At 68.4% G+C, this 17,632-nt stretch carries 19 protein-coding genes and 1 pseudogene; 15 read left to right on the forward strand and 5 right to left on the reverse strand.

Annotated elements, in window-relative coordinates:
- Positions 1–34 precede the first annotated feature (34 nt).
- The gene (locus N0A20_RS16930) at positions 35–424 is read left to right on the forward strand and encodes a glycine zipper 2TM domain-containing protein (protein WP_260581520.1); all 390 of its coding nucleotides are present in this window, start codon (positions 35–37) and stop codon (positions 422–424) included.
- A gap of 104 nt (positions 425–528) precedes the next feature.
- Here N0A20_RS16930 and N0A20_RS16935 read toward each other — a convergent pair whose 3' ends face one another.
- On the reverse strand, positions 529–1,434 hold the full coding sequence (locus N0A20_RS16935; protein WP_260581521.1) for a hypothetical protein: 906 nt from the start codon (positions 1,432–1,434) through the stop codon (positions 529–531).
- Positions 1,435–1,587: 153 nt separating this feature from the next.
- Between N0A20_RS16935 and arr the strand changes: the two genes are divergently transcribed.
- The 4 genes from arr (at position 1,588) to N0A20_RS16955 (ending at position 5,298) form a co-directional block, all read left to right on the forward strand.
- Entirely contained in the window at positions 1,588–2,007 is a 420-nt protein-coding gene (gene arr, locus N0A20_RS16940; protein WP_260581522.1) for an NAD(+)--rifampin ADP-ribosyltransferase, read from the forward strand.
- Between the two features lie 103 nt (positions 2,008–2,110).
- Positions 2,111–3,016: a ThuA domain-containing protein gene (locus N0A20_RS16945; protein WP_260581523.1), complete on the forward strand. Its 906-nt coding sequence runs from the start codon at positions 2,111–2,113 to the stop codon at positions 3,014–3,016.
- Positions 3,017–3,037: 21 nt separating this feature from the next.
- Positions 3,038–4,381, forward strand: a complete 1,344-nt coding sequence (locus N0A20_RS16950) for a DUF262 domain-containing protein (RefSeq protein WP_260581524.1) — start codon at positions 3,038–3,040, stop codon at positions 4,379–4,381.
- Positions 4,378–5,298 carry a hypothetical protein gene (locus N0A20_RS16955; RefSeq protein WP_260581525.1) on the forward strand — a complete coding sequence of 307 codons (921 nt, stop codon included), beginning with the start codon at positions 4,378–4,380 and terminating at the stop codon, positions 5,296–5,298. The genes N0A20_RS16950 and N0A20_RS16955 overlap by 4 nt, the downstream gene beginning before the upstream one ends.
- A gap of 13 nt (positions 5,299–5,311) precedes the next feature.
- On the opposite strand, the gene N0A20_RS16960 is transcribed toward N0A20_RS16955, so the two are convergent.
- Positions 5,312–6,082 (reverse strand): hypothetical protein, encoded by a 771-nt coding sequence (locus N0A20_RS16960; RefSeq protein WP_260581526.1) that lies wholly within the window; start codon positions 6,080–6,082, stop codon positions 5,312–5,314.
- Positions 6,083–6,218: 136 nt separating this feature from the next.
- Here N0A20_RS16960 and N0A20_RS16965 point away from each other — a divergent pair, with 136 nt between their 5' ends.
- Positions 6,219–6,812: a 2'-5' RNA ligase family protein gene (locus tag N0A20_RS16965; protein ID WP_260581527.1), complete on the forward strand. Its 594-nt coding sequence runs from the start codon at positions 6,219–6,221 to the stop codon at positions 6,810–6,812.
- 109 nt (positions 6,813–6,921) lie between these two features.
- Positions 6,922–7,566, forward strand: a complete 645-nt coding sequence (locus N0A20_RS16970) for a response regulator transcription factor (RefSeq protein WP_260581528.1) — start codon at positions 6,922–6,924, stop codon at positions 7,564–7,566.
- A gap of 178 nt (positions 7,567–7,744) precedes the next feature.
- Here N0A20_RS16970 and N0A20_RS16975 read toward each other — a convergent pair whose 3' ends face one another.
- The 3 genes from N0A20_RS16975 to N0A20_RS16985 form a co-directional block, all read right to left on the reverse strand.
- Positions 7,745–8,794: an ACP S-malonyltransferase gene (locus N0A20_RS16975; RefSeq protein WP_260581529.1), complete on the reverse strand. Its 1,050-nt coding sequence runs from the start codon at positions 8,792–8,794 to the stop codon at positions 7,745–7,747.
- A 111-nt stretch (positions 8,795–8,905) separates the two neighbouring features.
- Entirely contained in the window at positions 8,906–10,564 is a 1,659-nt protein-coding gene (locus N0A20_RS16980; RefSeq protein ID WP_260583943.1) for a thiamine pyrophosphate-dependent enzyme, read from the reverse strand.
- On the reverse strand, positions 10,446–11,114 hold the full coding sequence (locus N0A20_RS16985) for a hypothetical protein (protein ID WP_260581530.1): 669 nt from the start codon (positions 11,112–11,114) through the stop codon (positions 10,446–10,448). Before N0A20_RS16985 ends, N0A20_RS16980 begins: the two co-directional genes overlap by 119 nt.
- Positions 11,115–11,279: 165 nt before the next feature.
- On the opposite strand from N0A20_RS16985, the gene N0A20_RS16990 reads away from it, so the two are divergent.
- The 8 genes and pseudogenes from N0A20_RS16990 to N0A20_RS17025 all read left to right on the forward strand — a co-directional run.
- Complete coding sequence (locus N0A20_RS16990; protein ID WP_260581531.1) at positions 11,280–11,603, forward strand: hypothetical protein; 324 nt, start codon at positions 11,280–11,282, stop codon at positions 11,601–11,603.
- Complete coding sequence (locus tag N0A20_RS16995; RefSeq protein WP_260581532.1) at positions 11,524–11,991, forward strand: DUF4129 domain-containing protein; 468 nt, start codon at positions 11,524–11,526, stop codon at positions 11,989–11,991. Before N0A20_RS16990 ends, N0A20_RS16995 begins: the two co-directional genes overlap by 80 nt.
- A gap of 339 nt (positions 11,992–12,330) precedes the next feature.
- Positions 12,331–13,224, forward strand: a complete 894-nt coding sequence (locus tag N0A20_RS17000) for a DUF4350 domain-containing protein (RefSeq protein ID WP_260581533.1) — start codon at positions 12,331–12,333, stop codon at positions 13,222–13,224.
- On the forward strand, positions 13,214–14,179 hold the full coding sequence (locus tag N0A20_RS17005) for an AAA family ATPase (protein WP_409574695.1): 966 nt from the start codon (positions 13,214–13,216) through the stop codon (positions 14,177–14,179). The genes N0A20_RS17000 and N0A20_RS17005 overlap by 11 nt, the downstream gene beginning before the upstream one ends.
- Entirely contained in the window at positions 14,176–15,507 is a 1,332-nt protein-coding gene (locus N0A20_RS17010; protein WP_260581534.1) for a DUF58 domain-containing protein, read from the forward strand. Before N0A20_RS17005 ends, N0A20_RS17010 begins: the two co-directional genes overlap by 4 nt.
- Positions 15,504–16,538, forward strand: a complete 1,035-nt coding sequence (locus tag N0A20_RS17015) for a stage II sporulation protein M (protein WP_260581535.1) — start codon at positions 15,504–15,506, stop codon at positions 16,536–16,538. The genes N0A20_RS17010 and N0A20_RS17015 overlap by 4 nt, the downstream gene beginning before the upstream one ends.
- A complete protein-coding gene (locus N0A20_RS17020) occupies positions 16,535–17,404 on the forward strand; it encodes an RDD family protein (protein ID WP_260581536.1) in 870 nt (289 codons plus the stop codon). Before N0A20_RS17015 ends, N0A20_RS17020 begins: the two co-directional genes overlap by 4 nt.
- Positions 17,391–17,543 (forward strand): annotated as a pseudogene (locus N0A20_RS17025) (nitroreductase family protein); the annotation flags it as partial. The gene N0A20_RS17020 and the pseudogene N0A20_RS17025, both read left to right, overlap by 14 nt.
- Between the last annotated feature and the right edge of the window lie 89 nt (positions 17,544–17,632).

Consider the following 17,632-nt stretch of genomic DNA (forward strand, 5'->3'; position numbering starts at 1 on the left):
GGCTGCGCCTCGACCGGCGGCTATGGCGGTATCGGTGCTCGGCGCCCGCTATGACGATGGCGGCTATGGCTATTACGACCGCGACTATTACGCGCAGAACGGCAATTATGATTACAACCGCCCCGACCCGCGCCACGGCGGCTATTATGCCGACAATTATTACCGCAGCGACAAACGCTATCGCGAGCGCCGCCTGTCGAGCAACGACCGCATCTATCGCGGCCGCGACGACAAATATTATTGCCGCCGCAGCGACGGTTCGACCGGGCTGATCGTCGGCGGCATCGCCGGCGGCGTCGTCGGCAATGTCATCGCCCCCGGCGGGTCGGAGACGCTCGGCACGATCCTCGGCGCGGTCGGCGGCGCGGTCGCCGGACGCGCGATCGACCGCAGCGGCAACAACAGCAACGTGCGCTGCCGCTGACGCCCGAAGCATAACGACGGGGCCGCCGCGCATCAGCGGCGGCGGCCCCGCCGATTCGGTTTCGTGCCCATCAAGGACGTATGAACTTTAGGCTGTATCGACATTCAGAAGATGGCGAGCCGAAAATGGTGGTTTTCCGTGACCCGGAGCGCAGCGCACTCCATGTGCGTGAGCACCGGAAGCGCGGAAAGCCGCCATTTGCAGGCCGCCAGGGCTGAATGTCGATACAGCCTAGTTCCGGCGTCGCGTTCCTTACCCCGCCGCCAGCCCCAGCGCGCCGCGCACCCACATGCCGGCCACCAGCCGCTGTGATAGGCGGCGCTCGCCCCCGCGAAGGCCAGTGCATAGGCGATCCCGCCCCACAGCAGCACGGGGTGAACCCGCCCGCGCGTCGCGAGGTCGTACAGCGCCGCCGCTGCGACCAGCGCGATCGTCCCCGCCCAGTTGCCGAGCAGCACGCCCCAGAAGCCGGGGCCCAGCGTCATGCCGATCGCCGCGCCCCACCAGCGGCCGAACGCCGCCGACAGGATCACCGTAGTCGCGAGCAGGATCAGGCGCTTGTGCGCCGCCGGGTCGCCGCGCTTCACGAACGCCAGCGCCGCGGCCGCCGCGAACAGGATCATCGAGGTCAGCGGCAGGGCGAAGAAGCGCGCATTGTCGGGATCGCGCGGCGCATAGAAGCGCTGGCTGTCTATTTCGGCGCCGATCGCCGACATGGCCATCACCGGCACCAGCACGACGAGGCTCAACCCCAGCAGCCGGTGCAGGTCGTGCCGCCGGGCGCCGATCAGCAGCGCCTGGACGGTCAGGATCCCCATCCACGCGAAAAAGGCCCAGACATGGATTTCGAGCATCGCGGGCGCGGGATAGTCGGCGGTGCCGCCGAAGCGCTTCGCGATCTGCGGCACGAAGCCCATGGCGACGCCGAGCCACGACACGGCGACGAAGGCGGCGAAGAACAGCCGGTCGCCGCGATGCCGCGCCGCGAAACCCGATCGCGTGCCGATCATAAATCCCCCTTGCGACCCGGCGGCACAGCATCATGGCGCGGCCGTGCGGTCAAACGAAAACGGCGCGCCGCTTTTCGGCTCCCGCCTGCTCCGGGCCCTTCCCTTGCCGCCCGCGCCGTGCTTCACAGGCGCGCCGAAGCCGAGGACCAACCGATGCCGAACCCCGAGCCGACCGGCCCCGACAGGGGCGCGACCTTCTATCACGGCACGCGTGCCGACCTCGCCGTCGGCGACCTGCTCGCGGCGGGCCGGGGCAGCAATTATCGGGCAATGCCGATGTCGTGGATCTATTTCTCCGCCGCGCTCGAATCGGCGGTCTGGGGCTGCGAACTGGCGCAGGGGAGCGGGCGCGAGCGCATCTATGTCGTCGAGCCGACCGGCGACTGGTTCGACGACCCCAATCTCACCGACAAGAGATTCCCCGGCAACCCGACACGCAGCTATCGCAGCCGGTCGCCGCTGCGCATCGTCGGCGAGGTCGAAAGCTGGACGCCGCATGCACCCGAAGTGCTCGCGGCAATGAAGGCCAATCTGGCGCAGTTGAAGGAGGAGGGGGCAGAGATCATCGACTGACCGCGCCCGCCTTCGCGATCGGATGGAATAGCAATGCGGCGCGGAGATGCCCCTTCGCCTGCGAGGAGGGAAGATATAGGCAGGCGGGAAAAGGGAGAGTGAAATGATCGCCAATCTCATCATCGCGATGCTGCTCGCGCTGCAGCCCGCCCCTGCCCCTTCGCCCGCCGCCCCCGATCCGCGCCGCCCGGCGCCGGCGTTCGACAGCGTGCCGCCCGACCTGCCGCCGCTGTCCCGTCCTGCGGTGCTGATCGTCAGCAAGACCAACGGCTATCGCCACGACAGCATCGCAGAGGCGGTGCCCGCGATCGAACGGCTCGTGAAGGCGCGCGGCTGGAGCAGCTTCGCGACCGAGAATGCCGCGGTCTTCAACCCCGAGGCGCTCGCCAGGTTCGACGTCATCGTCTTCGCCAATGCCAGCGGCGACATCTACACCCCCGATCAGCGCGCCGCCTTTCAGGCCTTCATCGCGCGCGGCGGCGGCTTCGTCGGGCTGCACAGCGCGGGCGACGGCAGCCATCCCGCCTGGTTCGTCAAGCTACGCGGCAATGGCCAATTCACCGGCCACCCCGGCGGCGCCGACCAGTTCCAGGCGGCCGATCTTGTCGTCGGTGATCGCACCCATCCCGCGACGCGGCATCTTCCCGCGCGATGGCGCTGGACCGACGAATATTACAGCTGGGACGCGCCGCCCGCCGCCGACGCGCATATCCTCGCCTCGCTCGACGAGAGCAGCCTGCGCCTCGAACCCGAATATCGCATGGCGGGCGGCCATGCCCTTATCTGGTGGCGCTGCGAGGGCCGCGCGCGCATCTTCTATTCGGCGCTCGGCCACAAGGCGGAGGCGTGGAGCGACCCGACGCACCTCGCCATGCTCGACGGCGCGATCGGCTGGGCGGGGTGGGCGGAAGGAGAGGAGTGCGACGGGCATCCATGCCGGCCGCCGATTGACAGGCGGGCGGTCAGCGGCGAAACGGCGGCGCACCGGGCGCAGGCGGGGCGCGGCTAAGCGAAATCGCACAAGGGGGGAATGACATTGAGAGAAGCCCAGAAACCGGACCATGTCAGCCTCAACTCGCTGCTCAACCGGCTCAAGGACGGGCGCTATATGGTGCCCGACTTCCAGCGTGATTTCGAATGGAAGGCGCGCGATATCCGCGACCTCACCCGGTCGATATTCCTCGACTATTACATCGGCAGCCTGCTGCTGTGGAAAGGCACGCAGGATCATTATCGCGACCTGTCGTGCACGCCGCTCTATGGGCGCCCGCACGGCAGCCCCGAATATATCGTGCTCGACGGGCAGCAGCGGCTGACCGCGATCAACTACGCCTTCGTCGCGCCCGACGAACGGCTGCCGACGCGCGTCAGCCGCGCACTCTATTTCGTCCGCGTCGATCGTTTCATGGCGGAGGAATATGACGACGCCTTCGATTTCACCTATCTGAACGCCGGGCGCGGCGACGGGCTGACCGGCTTCACCGCCTTTTACGGCGCGCCCGAACGCCAATATGCCAACCATGTCTTCCCGCTCGCCGTCGTCGGTGCGGGGGGATGGGAATTGTCGAACTGGGTCCAGGGCTATACCGCCTATTGGCGGCAACAGGCCGAGGCGGCGGAAGCGGAGGACGCACGGGCAGAGGCGGCGCTCCACGCCGGCAATGCCGTCGCCTTCGGCGAGCATCTCAAGAGCATCACCGAAACCTTCCAGATCAGCTATATCGAACTCGACCGCGACCTGCCGATCGACAAGGTCTGCGACATCTTCACCCAGATCAACAGCAAGGGCGTGCGGCTCGACATCTTCGACCTGCTCAACGCGCTGCTCAAGCCCAAGGGCGTGCAGCTCAAGGCGATGTGGCACGCCGCGGCGCCGCGGCTCGAATTCGTCGAAACCGGCAAGCTCAACGTCTATATCCTCCAGGTCATGTCGATCCTGCGGCAAACCTATTCGTCGCCCAAATATCTCTATTATCTCCTGCCCGGCGTCGAACGAAAGACGCGCAACGCCGACGGCAGCTTCGAACGCCATGTCATGATCGCCGACGCCGAGACGTTTCAGCCGGCGCTGGGACGAAGCGGTCCAGGCGCTCGAAACCGCGATCGCGCGCCTGCGCCATCCGCAGGAATTCGGCGTCAGCAAATCCACCTATCTTCCCTATTTCGCGATCCTTCCCGTCTTCGCGGCGGCGCTCGCCGAGGTGAAGGCGCAGCCGCCGGCAGAACCGGCTCGCCGCCGACGGGCGCTTCCGCCTGTGGTATTGGGCGTCGATCTTCACCAACCGCTATTCGGCGTCGAGCGAAACGACCGCGGCACGCGACATCCAGGACCTGCGCGCGTGGTTCGCCGACGGCGCCGCCGAACCCTCGGTGATCGGCCAGTTCCGCGCGCTTGTCCCCGCGCTCGACCTGCGCGGCGATACCAAGAAGGGGTTCGCGGTCTATAACGCGATCTTCAACCTGCTCGTCATCGCCGGCGCGCAGGACTGGGTCAGCGGCGCGATACCGCAGCCCGACGAACTCGACGACCATCACATCGTGCCCAAGAGCTGGGGGACGCAGCATCTCGCGCCGGGCGCGGTCGACACGATCCTCAACCGCACGCCGCTCTCGGAGGAAACCAACCGCGCCGTCGTCCGCGACCGGCTGCCCAACGCCTATCTGCCCGACCTGATCGTCAGGAACGGCCGGGCGGCGGTCGAGGCGATCATGGCGACGCATTTCATCAACCCGGCGGCGCTCGACATCCTGCTGCGCGATCCCTTCACGCCCGAGGATTTCGACGCCTTCATCCGCGAGCGGCAGCGGGCGATCACCCATGCGGTGCAGACGTTGCTGATCGGCGGCCGGGCCGACCTGCCGGCCGATCTGCGCGCGCTCGACGAGGCCGTCGAACGTATCGAGCTGCGCCTGCGCCGCCTCGTCGTCGCGAAGCTCGACAACGACCGGGACCTGTGGCCGCAGCATATGCGCGAAAAGCTCTCCGGCCGCATCGCGCAGGAGCTGAAACGCCATCCGGGCACCCACGAAAGCCGCTATGCCGCGCTCGACGCCGCGATCGAATTCGCCGATCTCACCGAATTGCTCGACGCGATGGTGGCAAAGGACCTCGCCGACCGCTTCACCGACGTCTTTCCGCACAAGGAGGGGCTGATCGCCAAGTTCGGGCAGCTCGGGCAATTGCGCAACGGCATCCGGCACAGCCGGACCGTGAACGACGTCGTCCGCCTCGAAGGCGAAGCGGCGGTGCACTGGTTCGACCATGCGCTCGGCGCCGCGGGAGTGCCTTGAACGGCGGGCGCGGCTATTTCTTCACCCGCCACTCGCGCATATAGGTCGATTCCTCGCCATATTTCCGGTCGCGAGCCGCCGCCTGCGCGGCGAGTTCCTCGGCCGTCGAGGCGCGCGCCGCGCTGTTCTTGATCAAGGTGTCGCGGCGGATCGGGATCAGCTGCGCGATCGGCGTGCCCGCGGGCAGGACATGCTCGCCCACCGGCCCGGTCCAGGCGAAGGGCAGGTTCACCGTCGTGTCGAAGCGGTCGCAATCGACGAACCCCGAAAAACAGGTGAAGGGCAGGTCGGGGCGGCTCAGCGGCTGGACGAACAGCACCGAATAGCCGTCGGGCACCTTGATCCGCCACGGGTTGATGAATTTCAGCGGCATCGTGCGCTCGAACGGCGGTTCGGGCGCGCCGATCTGCGCCGGGTGATGCTGTTCGACCGGCTGGAAGGGCACGCCTTCGGCCCAGCCCATCCGGATCGACACCCGGTCCTCGGGCACGGCGATCAGCACGTCGAAGGGCAGCGGCAGGACGAAGCCCAGCGAAAAGGCGTCGGTCATCGGCAGGCACGCCTTGGCGGTCATCGCGGGTAGGCCGTTTTCATAGGTCATGCCCATTTCGCGGTTCAGCCGCCTGAACCAGTCGGGGGCGAAGCGGATCGCGCGCTCGGGCGCCGGAATCGTGCCGGCGAGCGCGGGATCGCAAAGAAATTCGATCGTCGGCGCGGCAGCCTGTGCCGCCACCGCCGTCCCGCCGGGTCCACCGATCCCGAAGCTGATCTTATACCCGCTCATCGCCCCATCCTTCGACCGCCACCGTGTCGCAAAAGCGGGCGCCTGACAATCCCGCGGGGCGAGACAGGGCGCGGATTCGACTCTCGCCGCCGATGAGAACATAATATGAACATCAATAGCGATTCGAAAACGGCAAATGACTCCCCTGTTCCGCTATTTTCTGGGCTTTCGGGTCGATCCCGCCGCAGGCGCCCGGATCATCGCGCCCTTCTCGCCGGTGCCCGGCGGCACATTCAGGCCGCTGGAACTGGACAAGTTGCACCTGACGCTTTGCGTCATCGCCGAAACACCGGTTCCGCACGTGTCGATCCGGGACTGGCTCGTGCAGGCTTTCGAGACCGGGTTGCCGCCTGCGAGCGAAATCCGCTTCGGCCGGATATTGCGCCGGGCGAACGGCGCCGAACTGGTCACCACGGGCAGCATCGCCGGCATCCGCCGCGTCTACGAGCGGATCGTCGCGCTGCTCGATCCGCTGGCCAGCCGCGGGATCGCGCCGCTCCACCGGACGTCGGGCCTTCGTCCGCACATCACGCTCGGTTATGGCAAATGCCCGCTCGACCGGGTGCCCGTCGTCTGGCACTGGATGCCGCGCGAGCTGGTGCTGATCGAAAGCCTGGTCGGTCGCGGCATCCACCGCGTGCTGCAAAGCTGGATGCTCGAAGCGCCGGCACAGCATTGCTTCGGGTTTCTCCGCGACGACCAGGCGAGGTCGCGGCCCCGATTCCCGTGACGGTCAGCGGCCCGGCGACGAAGCCGCGACCGCCGCCGATTGCGGCCTTTGGTCCAAAACGGAACGGCTTCGGCTGGGCCTGGCGGCGTGTGGCGGGCAGCAACGCGGCATGAGCGATGCCCAGGGGGAAATCCATCTCGTCCTGCCCGATCCGGTCGAGCGCGCGGCCTGCTTCCGGACGCTCGCGGCCGGTGCGGTGCGGGTGGTGCGCAGCTTTGCCAGCGCCGATGATTATCTGGAGGCCGAAGCCGACCATGGCGGCGGCCTGCTGCTGTTTCACTGGCGCCAGCCGGGGCCGACCGACGGCGCGACGCTGCTCGGCCATGTGAAGGGCAAGCCCGATATCGCGCCCTTTGTCGCCGCCGACCGGCTGAGCCTGGCCGAAACCCGGCTGATTCTGCGCAGCGGCGCGCTCGATCTCTTGCCCGCGCCGCTCGATCCGCGGCTGGTGCGGCGCACGCTCGACCAGGCGCTGGACGATTGGCGGCATGGCCAGCAGCAGCGCGCCTTGCACCGTGCCGCCGAGGCACGGCTGGCGGCGCTGACCCCGCGCGAGCAGGATATATTGGACGCGATCGCGGCGGGGCTGGGCAATAAGGCGATCGCGCGGCGGCTCGACCTCAGCCCGCGGACGGTCGAGGTGCACCGCGCCAATATCATGCGCCGCGCCGAAGCGGGAAGCGTCGCCGAACTGCTGCGGCTGCGCTTCCTTGCCCAATCGGGTTCGGCCAATTCTCTCCGTTTCGGAACATGATCGCCACAGGGCGCGGTGAATGTTTCGCGCGCGCCGCCGTAGACGACAGCGAACGGCGCGGCGCCCTTCGTTGGTCCCTGGGGCCCGCGTCGTTCGCTCCGCGCGGCTACCCCACCTGGCCGCTTCCACCACGGGCTAGGCCGGGCGACCCTCCGGCTAGCCCCAACCGGTGGACCCGTCAGCCCGTCACCAGCGCGCGCTGTTCGGCGCGGCCCATCGACAGCAGGATCGGATCGGCCGCCTGCCGCGCCATGAAGTCGGCCTTGCCCCCGATCCCCTGCCAGCCGATGCCGATCAGCGCCTGCGCGATCGCGCCGCCCAGCGTGTCGCCGGGGCCGGGAAGGATGAGGACGTCGGGCGCATACTCCTTGACCGCGACCTGCACCGACAGCGCGAAATCATAGGGCGCGAGTATCTGGTGGCCGAAAGTGTAATCCCACACTTCCGAGGGGTCGGACGAAAAGCGCCGCCAGATATGGCCGCGCCCGTCGACCATCGGGATCGCGGGGCCGCCGAAGAGCGACACCGGCAATTCGGCCCTGGCCTTGTCCGAACTGCCGACCATCAGCGGGGTGTGGAAGGGACCGTGGCCCGCGAGGCGCAGCGGATCGCGCCCGGGGGTCGGCGGCGCTTCGGCGAGCAGCGCGGCGAGTCCCTCTTCATTGCCCGCGAACACCAGCATCCCGGCAAGGTCGATCGACAGCGCGAGCGCGTGGCCGGGGCGGGTGCCGATCGCGGCGACGAGCGCGAGGAGCCGGTCGCGAAGACCGGGGACCGGGCGCCAGTCGTCATCGACCACCTGCAGCAATATCTGGCCGCCGGGGCCGTGCGTCTGGCTGTTGAGGCCCATCGCGTTGCTGATGCGAAAACCGTCCGCGATGGAAACCGCGCCGCCGAGCGCGAGGGCGCTGTACCAGCCCATCGAATTGCCCGCGACCGCGACGACGTCATATTTCTCGCGGTCGATGCTGAGCCAGTCGAGCGCGGTCGCGGTGTAGATCAGCGGTGCGGCGACGTCGCCGCGCATATGCGTCGCGACGCTGAAACGCTCGGCGCCGTCGAGGGTGCTCACCGCCGGCTGACCGCGCTCGCGGCGCTGGGCATCGAAATTGGCGATCACATCGGCGAAGCGCGCGCCATGCAGCCGCGCGATGCTGCCAAGCTCGCCCTTGCCATAGGTGCCGCGGCCGGGAGCGACGACGAGGGCGGTCCTGCGATTGCCTCCCATCACCTCCCCCTCATCCGTTCGTGCTGAGCTTGTCGAAGCACTGTTCTTCTCTTTCTGCGGTTAAAAACAAGGACGGCCCTTCGACAAGCTCAGGGCAAACGGTTTTAGAAGCTATTCTTTGGACAGAAGATCGCGCGCAGCAGCGACGATCGAATCGCGGCTGGGCAGCGTGAGCGTCGCGGCCTTGCCGAGCGGAATGAAGCTGTCGTCGGCGGCGATGCGCTTGAGTTTCTTGTCGGGCGTGCGTTCGACGAACGTCGCCATCAGCGCCTCGCTCTGCGAGCCGGTGATGCGGCATTCGTCGACGATCAGGATGCGTTTCGCCTCGCCGACGGCTGCCACCAGCCTGTCCTCGTCGACCGGGCCGAGCCAGCGCAGGTCGATCACCCGCGCCTGGACGCCATCGGCGGCGAGCAGTTTCTCGGCCTGCCGCGACAGATAAGTGCCGTTGCCATAGGTGACGATCGCCAGATCGCCGCCGTCGCCATGCACCCCGACCTCGCCGAGCCGGATCGGCGCGCCCTCGCCGGGCGCCTCGTAAACGCTGGTCCACAGGCCATCGCCTTCCTCGTGGAGGTCGCGGGTCATGTAGAGCGCGATCGGCTCGACGAACACGACCACCCGTTGCTCCTCGCGCGCCAGCCGCACGCATTCGCGGAGCATCGCGACGGCGTCGCGGCCGTTCGACGGCACCGCGAGGATCAGGCCCGGGATGTCGCGGAACACCGCGAGGCTGTTATCGTTGTGGAAATGGCCGCCGAAGCCCTTCTGGTAACCGAGCCCCGCGATCCGGATCACCATCGGGTTGGTGTACTGGCCGTTGGAGAAGAAGCTGAGCGTCGCCGCCTCGCCGCGGATCTGGTCCTCGGCATTGTGGACATAGGCGAGGAACTGGATTTCGGGCATCGGCAGGAAACCGTTGTGCGCCATGCCGATCGCGAGGCCGAGGATCGCCTGTTCGTCGAGCAAAGTGTTGACTACACGCGCCGAACCGAAACGCTGATGCAGCTTCGCGGTGACGTTGTAGACGCCGCCCTTCGGCCCGACATCCTCGCCCGCGACGACGATTTCCCGGTGCGCGAGCATCAGGTCGGCGAGCGCCCAGCTGAGCAGCCGCGCCATGTGCTGCGGCTTGTCCATCGCCTGCGCATCGCTGCCGAACATCGCCTTGCGGTCCTCTGCCGAAGGGGTGTTGGGCCGCGCGACCTCGCGCTTCGGCGGGACGATGCTTTCCATCACCGCGGCGGGCGTCGTCAGCTTGGGGCGGCGGATCGCCGCTTCGGCTTGCCGCGCCAGCGTCGCGCCGATCTCCTCATAGGCCTCGGCGATCTCGGCGGGGGTCATCCAGCCCTGCCCGGCCATCAGCGCCGCGCCCTTGAGCAGCGGATCGCGCGCTTCATCGGATTCGATCAGGGCTTTCGGCAGATAGGCGCCCTGCACGTCCGACCCGGCGTGGCCGTAGAGACGCACGGTCGCCATATGGAGAAACACCGGCCGGCGCGTCCGGCGCGCATGATCGGCGGCTTCCCTCGCGCCCGCATAGGCCGACACCAGATCGGTGCCGTCGCACTGGATATAATGGAGCCCGGCGCGGTGCCGGAACTGCGCCTCGATCCAGCCCGTCGGCGTGCGGGTCGAAATGCCGATGCCATTATCCTCGCACAGGAAGATCAGCGGCATCGGCGAACCCTGAAACGCCGCCCAGCCCGCGGTGTTGAACGCGCCCTGCGCGGTCGAATGATTCGCCGAGGCGTCGCCGAAACTCGCCAGCACCACCGCATCGTCGGGCAGCGGCAGGCCCTTCATCCCCTGACGCCGCGCGATGCCGATCGAGAAAGCGGCGCCGACCGCCTTGGGCAGGTGCGACGCGATGGTCGAGGTCTGCGGCGGGATCGCCAGCGGCTTCGACCCGATCACCTTGTGCCGAGCCGCCCGAAATCGGATCCTCGCTCGACGCGGCGAAGCTCAGCAGCATGTCCCAGGTCGGCGTGCCGCCCGGAAGCTGGCGCGCGCGGTGGAGCTGGAAGGCGTTCGAGCGATAGTGAAGAAAGGCCATGTCGGTGACGCGCAGCGCTGCGGCGACCGCGGCATTGCCCTCGTGCCCCGACGACCCGATCGTATAGAAACCCTCGCCCCGCGCCTGTAACGCACGCGACAGCCGGTCCATCTGGCGGCTGGTGAGCTGCGACAGGAAGAGGTCGGTGGCTTCGCCGCGCGACAGGCCGACGGCCGCCGGACCCGGCGCATCGCCGCGGTCGGGCAGCCGCCCGTCCGCCAGCGCGGCGAGGAATTTTTCATGTACCGCCTGAGCCGCGTCCACACCCGTCCTCCCGTCATCGCATCGCCCGCAGGCGCAACCGTCCGCCGTGCCGTCGCGGCGCGCTATTACGGGCCACCCGCGCGCGCAAGCATCTCTTGCCATCGCGCCCGCGGGCGCGCTACCACTTGCCCCGATGATCCACCGGGGCGGAAGCATTATTTCGACATGATATCGCTGTGGATCGCCCAGGCGTCGGCCGCCGCCGCACCGCCGAGCGCCGACGGGGGTGGGGGCTGGCTCGTCGATCCCGAACTCGTCGAGCCGAGCTACACCCAGACGATGGCGGGTGGCACGATCCAGACCGCCTTCCCGCCGCCACCGCCGCCGCCGAACACCCCCGAATGGCTGGAGGCGATTTTTCGCGCCATCGGCGACTTTTTCGAATGGAGCGCGCCCAGCCGGCAAGCCCTTGCTGTGGATCGGCGCCGTCCTGCTCGTGCTGCTGCTCCTCTATCTGTTCGTTCCCGCCTTCGCGACCTGGGTCGATGACTTGCGCTTCCGCCGCAAGCGCAAGGCGCTGGAGGAGGAGGCCGATATGGTCGGGCAGGCCGAAGCCGGCGCCGCGCGCGCGCTGCTGGCCGAGGCCGACGCGCTCGCCGCCGCGGGACGCTATGCCGAGGCGGCGCACCTGCTGCTCTATCGCAGCGTCGAGGATATCGAGGGGCGCCGCCCCGGGCTGGTCAAGCCGGCGATGACCTCGCGCGACCTGGCGATGGCGCACGATCTGCCCGCGGTGGCGCGCGAAGCGTTCAGCCGCATCGCGCGTGCGGTCGAGATCAGCCTGTTCGGCGGCCGCGCCATCGACGCCGGCGCATGGGAACAGTGCCGCACCGCCTATGCCGAAATGACGGTTCCCAAGAACTGGGCCCGCGCATGAGCGGCGCGGCGACCGGCGAGACGAGTTTCAACCCGCGGCTGATCGCGGCGGTCGTCGGCATCGGCATCGTCGCCTTCATCGCACTCTGGGCGCTGGTCGCGCTGGGGCCGCAGATGGGCAAGGGCAATGACGGCGGCGGCCATGCCCTGTCGAAGGCGGCGCCGGGCTATGCCGGGATCATCGACCTGGTCGAGCGCGCGGGGGCATCGGTCGAGGTGCGGCGGAAGACAGGACCCTATCGCTACGACGAATATGAACCACTGATCGTGCTGACCCCGACCCACCGCACCCGGCCGGAGGAAATCGCCGAGCTGATCGCGGGCGCCGCGCGGGTCGGCGGTGCTCGTCGTCCTGCCCAAATGGGAAGCGGGGCGGATTCCCGGCACCGACACCAAGCCGGGATGGGTCAGCGCGGGCTATCCGATGACCCCGCCCGACAAGCTGCTGCCCGCCGACAGTTTCGGCACGGTCGATATCCGCGCCGGCAAGGCGAAAGCCGGACGCGTCGTGGCGGCCCTCGCCGGACGCGCCATTCCGCTCGCGCTGCCCGGCAATGTCCAGACGATTTCGGGCGACGGGCTCGACGTGCTGGCGGCGGGTCCCGGCGGCGGCGCGGTGCTCGCGCGGGCGCGCGAGCACGACTTCTATATCCTTGCCGACCCCGACCTCATCAACAATTTCGCCTTTGCCTCGCGCGACGGCGCGCGCAGTGCGGCGATGCTGCTCGATGCCGTCGCCGAAGACGCGGAGGCCGACGGGCTTGCCTTCGACGTGACGCTGAACGGGCTCGGCGGCGGGCGCTCGCTGCTGCGTTTCGCCTTTGTGCCGCCGTTCATCGGCATCACCCTGTGCCTGATCGCGGCGGGGCTGTTCGCGCTGTGGCAGGCGTGGGCGCGCTTCGGCCCGGCGCTGAAACCCAGCCGGGCGATCCCGGTGTCGAAGGCGGCGCTGATCGCCAACAGCGCCGACCTGATCAAGCAGGCGGGCCGCGAGCTCGAGGGGGCCGGTTCCTATGTCGCCAGCCTGCGCGCGGCGATCGCGCGGCGGCTGCACGCCCCCGCGGGGCTCGACGCGGCGGCGACCGACAGCTGGATCGACCGCCACCTGCCGCCCGGCGGCAACCTGTTTTCCGCGCTCGCCCGGCGCCTGCCGCTCGCGCGCAACAACCATGAATTCCTCGCAGACGCACAGGCGCTGCACGACATCAGGAAGGACTTAATCCGTGACAGCTAATGACATCGCGCGCGTACAGGCGCTGGGCGCCGCGATCGACGCCGAGGTCGCCAAGGTCGTGTTCGGCCAGCAGCCGCTGACCCGGATGGTGACGATCGCGCTGCTCGCCGGCGGCCATGTGCTGCTCGAAGGGCCGCCGGGAACCGCGAAGACGTTGCTCGCGCAGGCGTTTGCGCGCGCGGTCGGCCTCGATTTCGGGCGCATCCAGTTCACCCCCGACCTGATGCCGGGCGACATATTGGGGTCGAACCTGTTCAACTTCCAGACGTCGAGCTTCACGCTGACCAAGGGGCCGATCTTCACCGAGCTGCTGCTCGCCGACGAAATCAACCGCACCCCGCCCAAGACGCAGGCGGCGCTGCTCGAGGCGATGCAGGAACGGCGGGTGACGATCAACGGCGAGCCGCACGCGATGAGCCCGCGCTTCACCGTGCTGGCGACGCAGAATCCGATCGAGCAGCAGGGCGTCTATCCGCTGCCCGAGGCGCAGCTCGACCGCTTCCTGTTCAAGCTGGTGGTCGATTATCCCGCGATCGAGGAGGAGCGCCGGATCGTCGCCGAACATGGCGGGCGCTTCAAGAGCCCCGCGGTCGCCGACTTCGGCGTCGCGCAGGTCGCCGATGCCGCGGCGATCGGCGAGGCGATCGACATCATCGCGACCGTCCGGCTGGCCGAGGAGATCGTCGACTATATCGTGCGCCTGATCCGCGCGACGCGCGAGAGCGCCGACCTCGAATGCGGCGCATCCCCGCGCGCCGCCTCGCTGCTCGCGCGCGCCGCGAGCGCCGCTGCGGCGCTCGACGGGCGCGACTATGTGATCCCTGACGATGTCCAGCGCCTCGCCGCCGGGGTGCTGCGCCACCGCGTCATCCTGTCGGCGGCGGCCGAGATAGAGGGCCGCAATGTCGAACAGGTCGTCGCCGCGCTGCTCGAACGCGAAGAGGTGCCGCGTTGATCTACCCCACCCGCCGCGCGGTCCTGTTGCTGCTGGCCGGCGCGCCGGTCGCGCTCCTGCTCGGGCTGATCCGGCCCGAGCTGTGGCTGGTCGCGCCGGGGTGGATCGGGTTCCTGATCGCCTGTCTGTTGATCGACGGACTGGCGGGTCCGAATCCCCGCAGCCTGAAACTCGATACGCGCTTTCCGCATCAGGTCGGGGTCGGCGACCCGTTCGACCTGACGCTGATCGCGGCGAGCGAGCGCGGCGTGCCGCGAGGCGCCGAAATCGCGCTCGCGGTCGATGAGCGGCTGGCGGTGGGCGGACGGCTGGCGGGCGCGATGCGTGCCGCGGATCGGGCCGAGGGCAAGCGCCAGGCGCTGGTCGCCACCCTGGCACTCGCCGCGTCGCGGCGCGGCAAGGCGGGCATCGACGCAGCGTGGATCCGCTGGCGCGGGCCGCTCGGCCTGGTGTGGAAGCAGCGCAAATTCGGCATCGACGGCAGCATCGCGGTGGTCCCCAGCCTGCGCGCGGTGACCGAGGAGGGCAGCCGCCTGTTCCAGCGCAACAGCTGGTTCGGGCTGCGCCAGCAGCGCATGCGCGGCGAGGGCGCCGAATTCGAGGCGCTCGCCGAATATCAGCCCGGCATGGACCGGCGCGCGATCGACTGGAACGCGTCGGCGCGCCATGTGAAACTGTTCGCCAAGGAATATCGCGTCGAGCGCGACAACCGCGTCGTGCTGGCGATCGACGCCGGGCGGACGATGGCCGAGCCGGTCGGCGACATGCCGCGCGTCGACCGCGCGGTGTCGGCGGCGCTGCTGCTCGCCTATGTCGGGCTGAAGCTCAACGACCGGATCAGCTTGTTCTCCTTCGCCGCCAAGCCGCAGGCGATGACCCCCGCCTATATGCACACGCAGGATTTCCCGGCGCTGCAACGCGCCGCGAGCCTGATCGACTATGCGCCGGTGGAGAGCAATTTCACCCTCGCGCTGACGACGCTTTCGGCGCAGCTCAACCGCCGCTCGCTGATCATCCTGTTCACCGAATTCACCGACGCGACGAGCGCCGACCTGATGATCCGCGCCGCCGGACGGCTGGTGAAGAAGCATCGCTTGCTGTTCGTCGTGCTACGGGACGAGGAGTTGGAGACCGAGGAACGCCGCCGCCCCGAAAGCGCCGCCGATGTCACGCGCTCGAATGTCGCCGCCGCGATGCTGCGCGACCGGCAGCTCGTCATCGCACGCTTGCAGCGGCTCGGCGCCGACGTGCTCGAAGTGCCCGCCGACGCGATGGCGGGCGGGGTGATCGACGCCTATCTCGATATCAAGCGCGAGGGCAGCCTGTGATCGCGCCCGCCGCCGCCGCGCTCGACGCGCCCAGCTTTTCGACCAGCCGTTTCCGCGCCGAGCGCGAGGCCGACTGGATCGCCTTCGACGCGCTGCTCACGCGGCTCGAGAAAAGAGGCGCCAAGGGGCTGTCGAGCGAGGAATTGCTCCAGCTTCCCGTGCTGTATCGCGCGACCCTGTCGTCGCTGTCGATCGCGCGCGCCACCAGCCTCGACAAGGCGCTGCTCGACCATCTCGAAGCCCTGTCGATGCGCGGCTATTTCCTGATCTATGGCGTGCGCCAGTCGCGCCTCGACCGCCTGACGCGCTTCTTTACGCGCGACTGGCCGTTGGCGGTGCAGGCGGTGTGGAAAGAAACGCTGATTATTGCGCTCGTCATCATCCTTGGCGCGCTGACCAGTTGGTTGCTGGTCACCAACCAGCCCGAATGGTTCTATAATTTCATTCCCGAAGAATTAGCGGGCGGGCGCGATCCGCGCGCGACGACCGAATTTCTGCGGCAGACGATCGGCCATGGCCCGGCGGCGGCCGAGGAAGAGAGCGGCGGGCTGCATATTTTTGCCAGCTATTTGTTCACGCATAACAGCCGCGTTTCGATCATGTCCTTCGCGCTGGGTTTCGCCTTTGGCGTGCCGACGATGATGCTCGAATTTTATCAGGGCATCAATCTGGGCGCGATCGTCGCGGTGTTCACCGGCAAGGGGCTGGGTTATGATTTCGGCGGCTGGCTGTTCATCCACGGGACCACCGAGCTGTTCGCCGCCGCGCTGTCGGGGGCGGCGGGGCTGCGCATCGGCGCCGCGGTGGTCTTTCCGGGCGCGCGCAGCCGGTTGCAGGCGGCATCCGACGCCGGGCGCACCGCGGGCAAGGTAATGGTCGGTGTCATCCTGATGCTGCTCGTCGCCGGGCTGCTCGAAGGTTTCGGGCGCCAGCTGATCACCGACACGCTGATGCGATACGGCATCGGCACGCTGATGCTGATTTTCTGGCTCGGCTATTATTACGTACCGCGGCGGAGCGCCGCGACATGAGCGCCGCCGCCACTGCCAAATCGCGGACCGCTCAGAAGGGCAAGGTCCGGCAGTTCATCACGCCCGAGGGCGTCGATCTGGAGCTGCGGATCGCGAGTTCGGGGCTGCGGTTCGGGGCGCTGATCGTCGATATCTCGCTGATCGTCGTGATCCTGTTCCTCTTCTCGCTGCTGATGCTCTGGGTCGGCTTCGCATCACAGTCGAGCATCGCTATCTCCATCTGGCTGCTCGGCTTCTTTGTCCTGCGGACCTTCTGGTTCATCGGCTTCGAGCTGGGTCAGCGCGCCGCGACGCCGGGCAAGCGCCTGATGGGCATTCGCGTCGTCGCGCGCGACGGCGGGCGGCTGACCGCCGATGCGGTGGTCGCGCGCAACCTGATCCGCGAGCTTGAACTCTTTCTGCCGCTGATGATGCTCGGCTTCGGCGCGGGCGAGGACACGGTGTCGGGATGGACCGTGCTCGCCGGATTGCTGTGGTCGCTGACGCTCAGCCTGTTCCTGCTGTTCAACAAGGACCGGATGCGGATGGGCGACCTGATCGCCGGCACCTGGGTGGTGATGGCGCAAAGGTCGAAGCTCGACCGCGACATCGCCGCCGAGGCCGAAGCGAGCGGCCCGATGCAGTTCACCGACGCGGAACTCGCGGTTTACGGCATTTTCGAGCTGCAGGAGCTCGAGCGGGTCTTGCGCATCCGCGAACCGCGCGCCATGCGCGAGGTCGCGGACACGATCCGCGCCAAGATCGGGCGGCCGGTGGCGGAAGAGGACGACGTCTTCCTGCTCTCCTATTACCGGCAGCTCAAAGCCCGGCTCGAACGCAAATTGCTGTTCGGCAAGCGGCGAGAGGATAAATATGCCAGCGACTGACACCGCGACGCTTTCGGTCACCGCAGCCCTGCACAAGCGCCGGTCGGTGCGCGCCTTCACCGGCCGGCCGGTCGATCCGGCGCTGCTCGCACAGATTTTCGCCGCCGCGCAGCGCGCGCCGTCGGGCGGCAATCTCCAGCCGTGGCAGGCGGTCGTGCTGGCGGGCGAACCGTGGCAGGCGGTGAAGGATGCGGTCGCGGCGCGCATCGCGATGGGGCGCGAGGGGTA

Source organism: Sphingopyxis sp. PET50 (assembly GCF_025244705.1).
Lineage (GTDB): Bacteria > Pseudomonadota > Alphaproteobacteria > Sphingomonadales > Sphingomonadaceae > Sphingopyxis.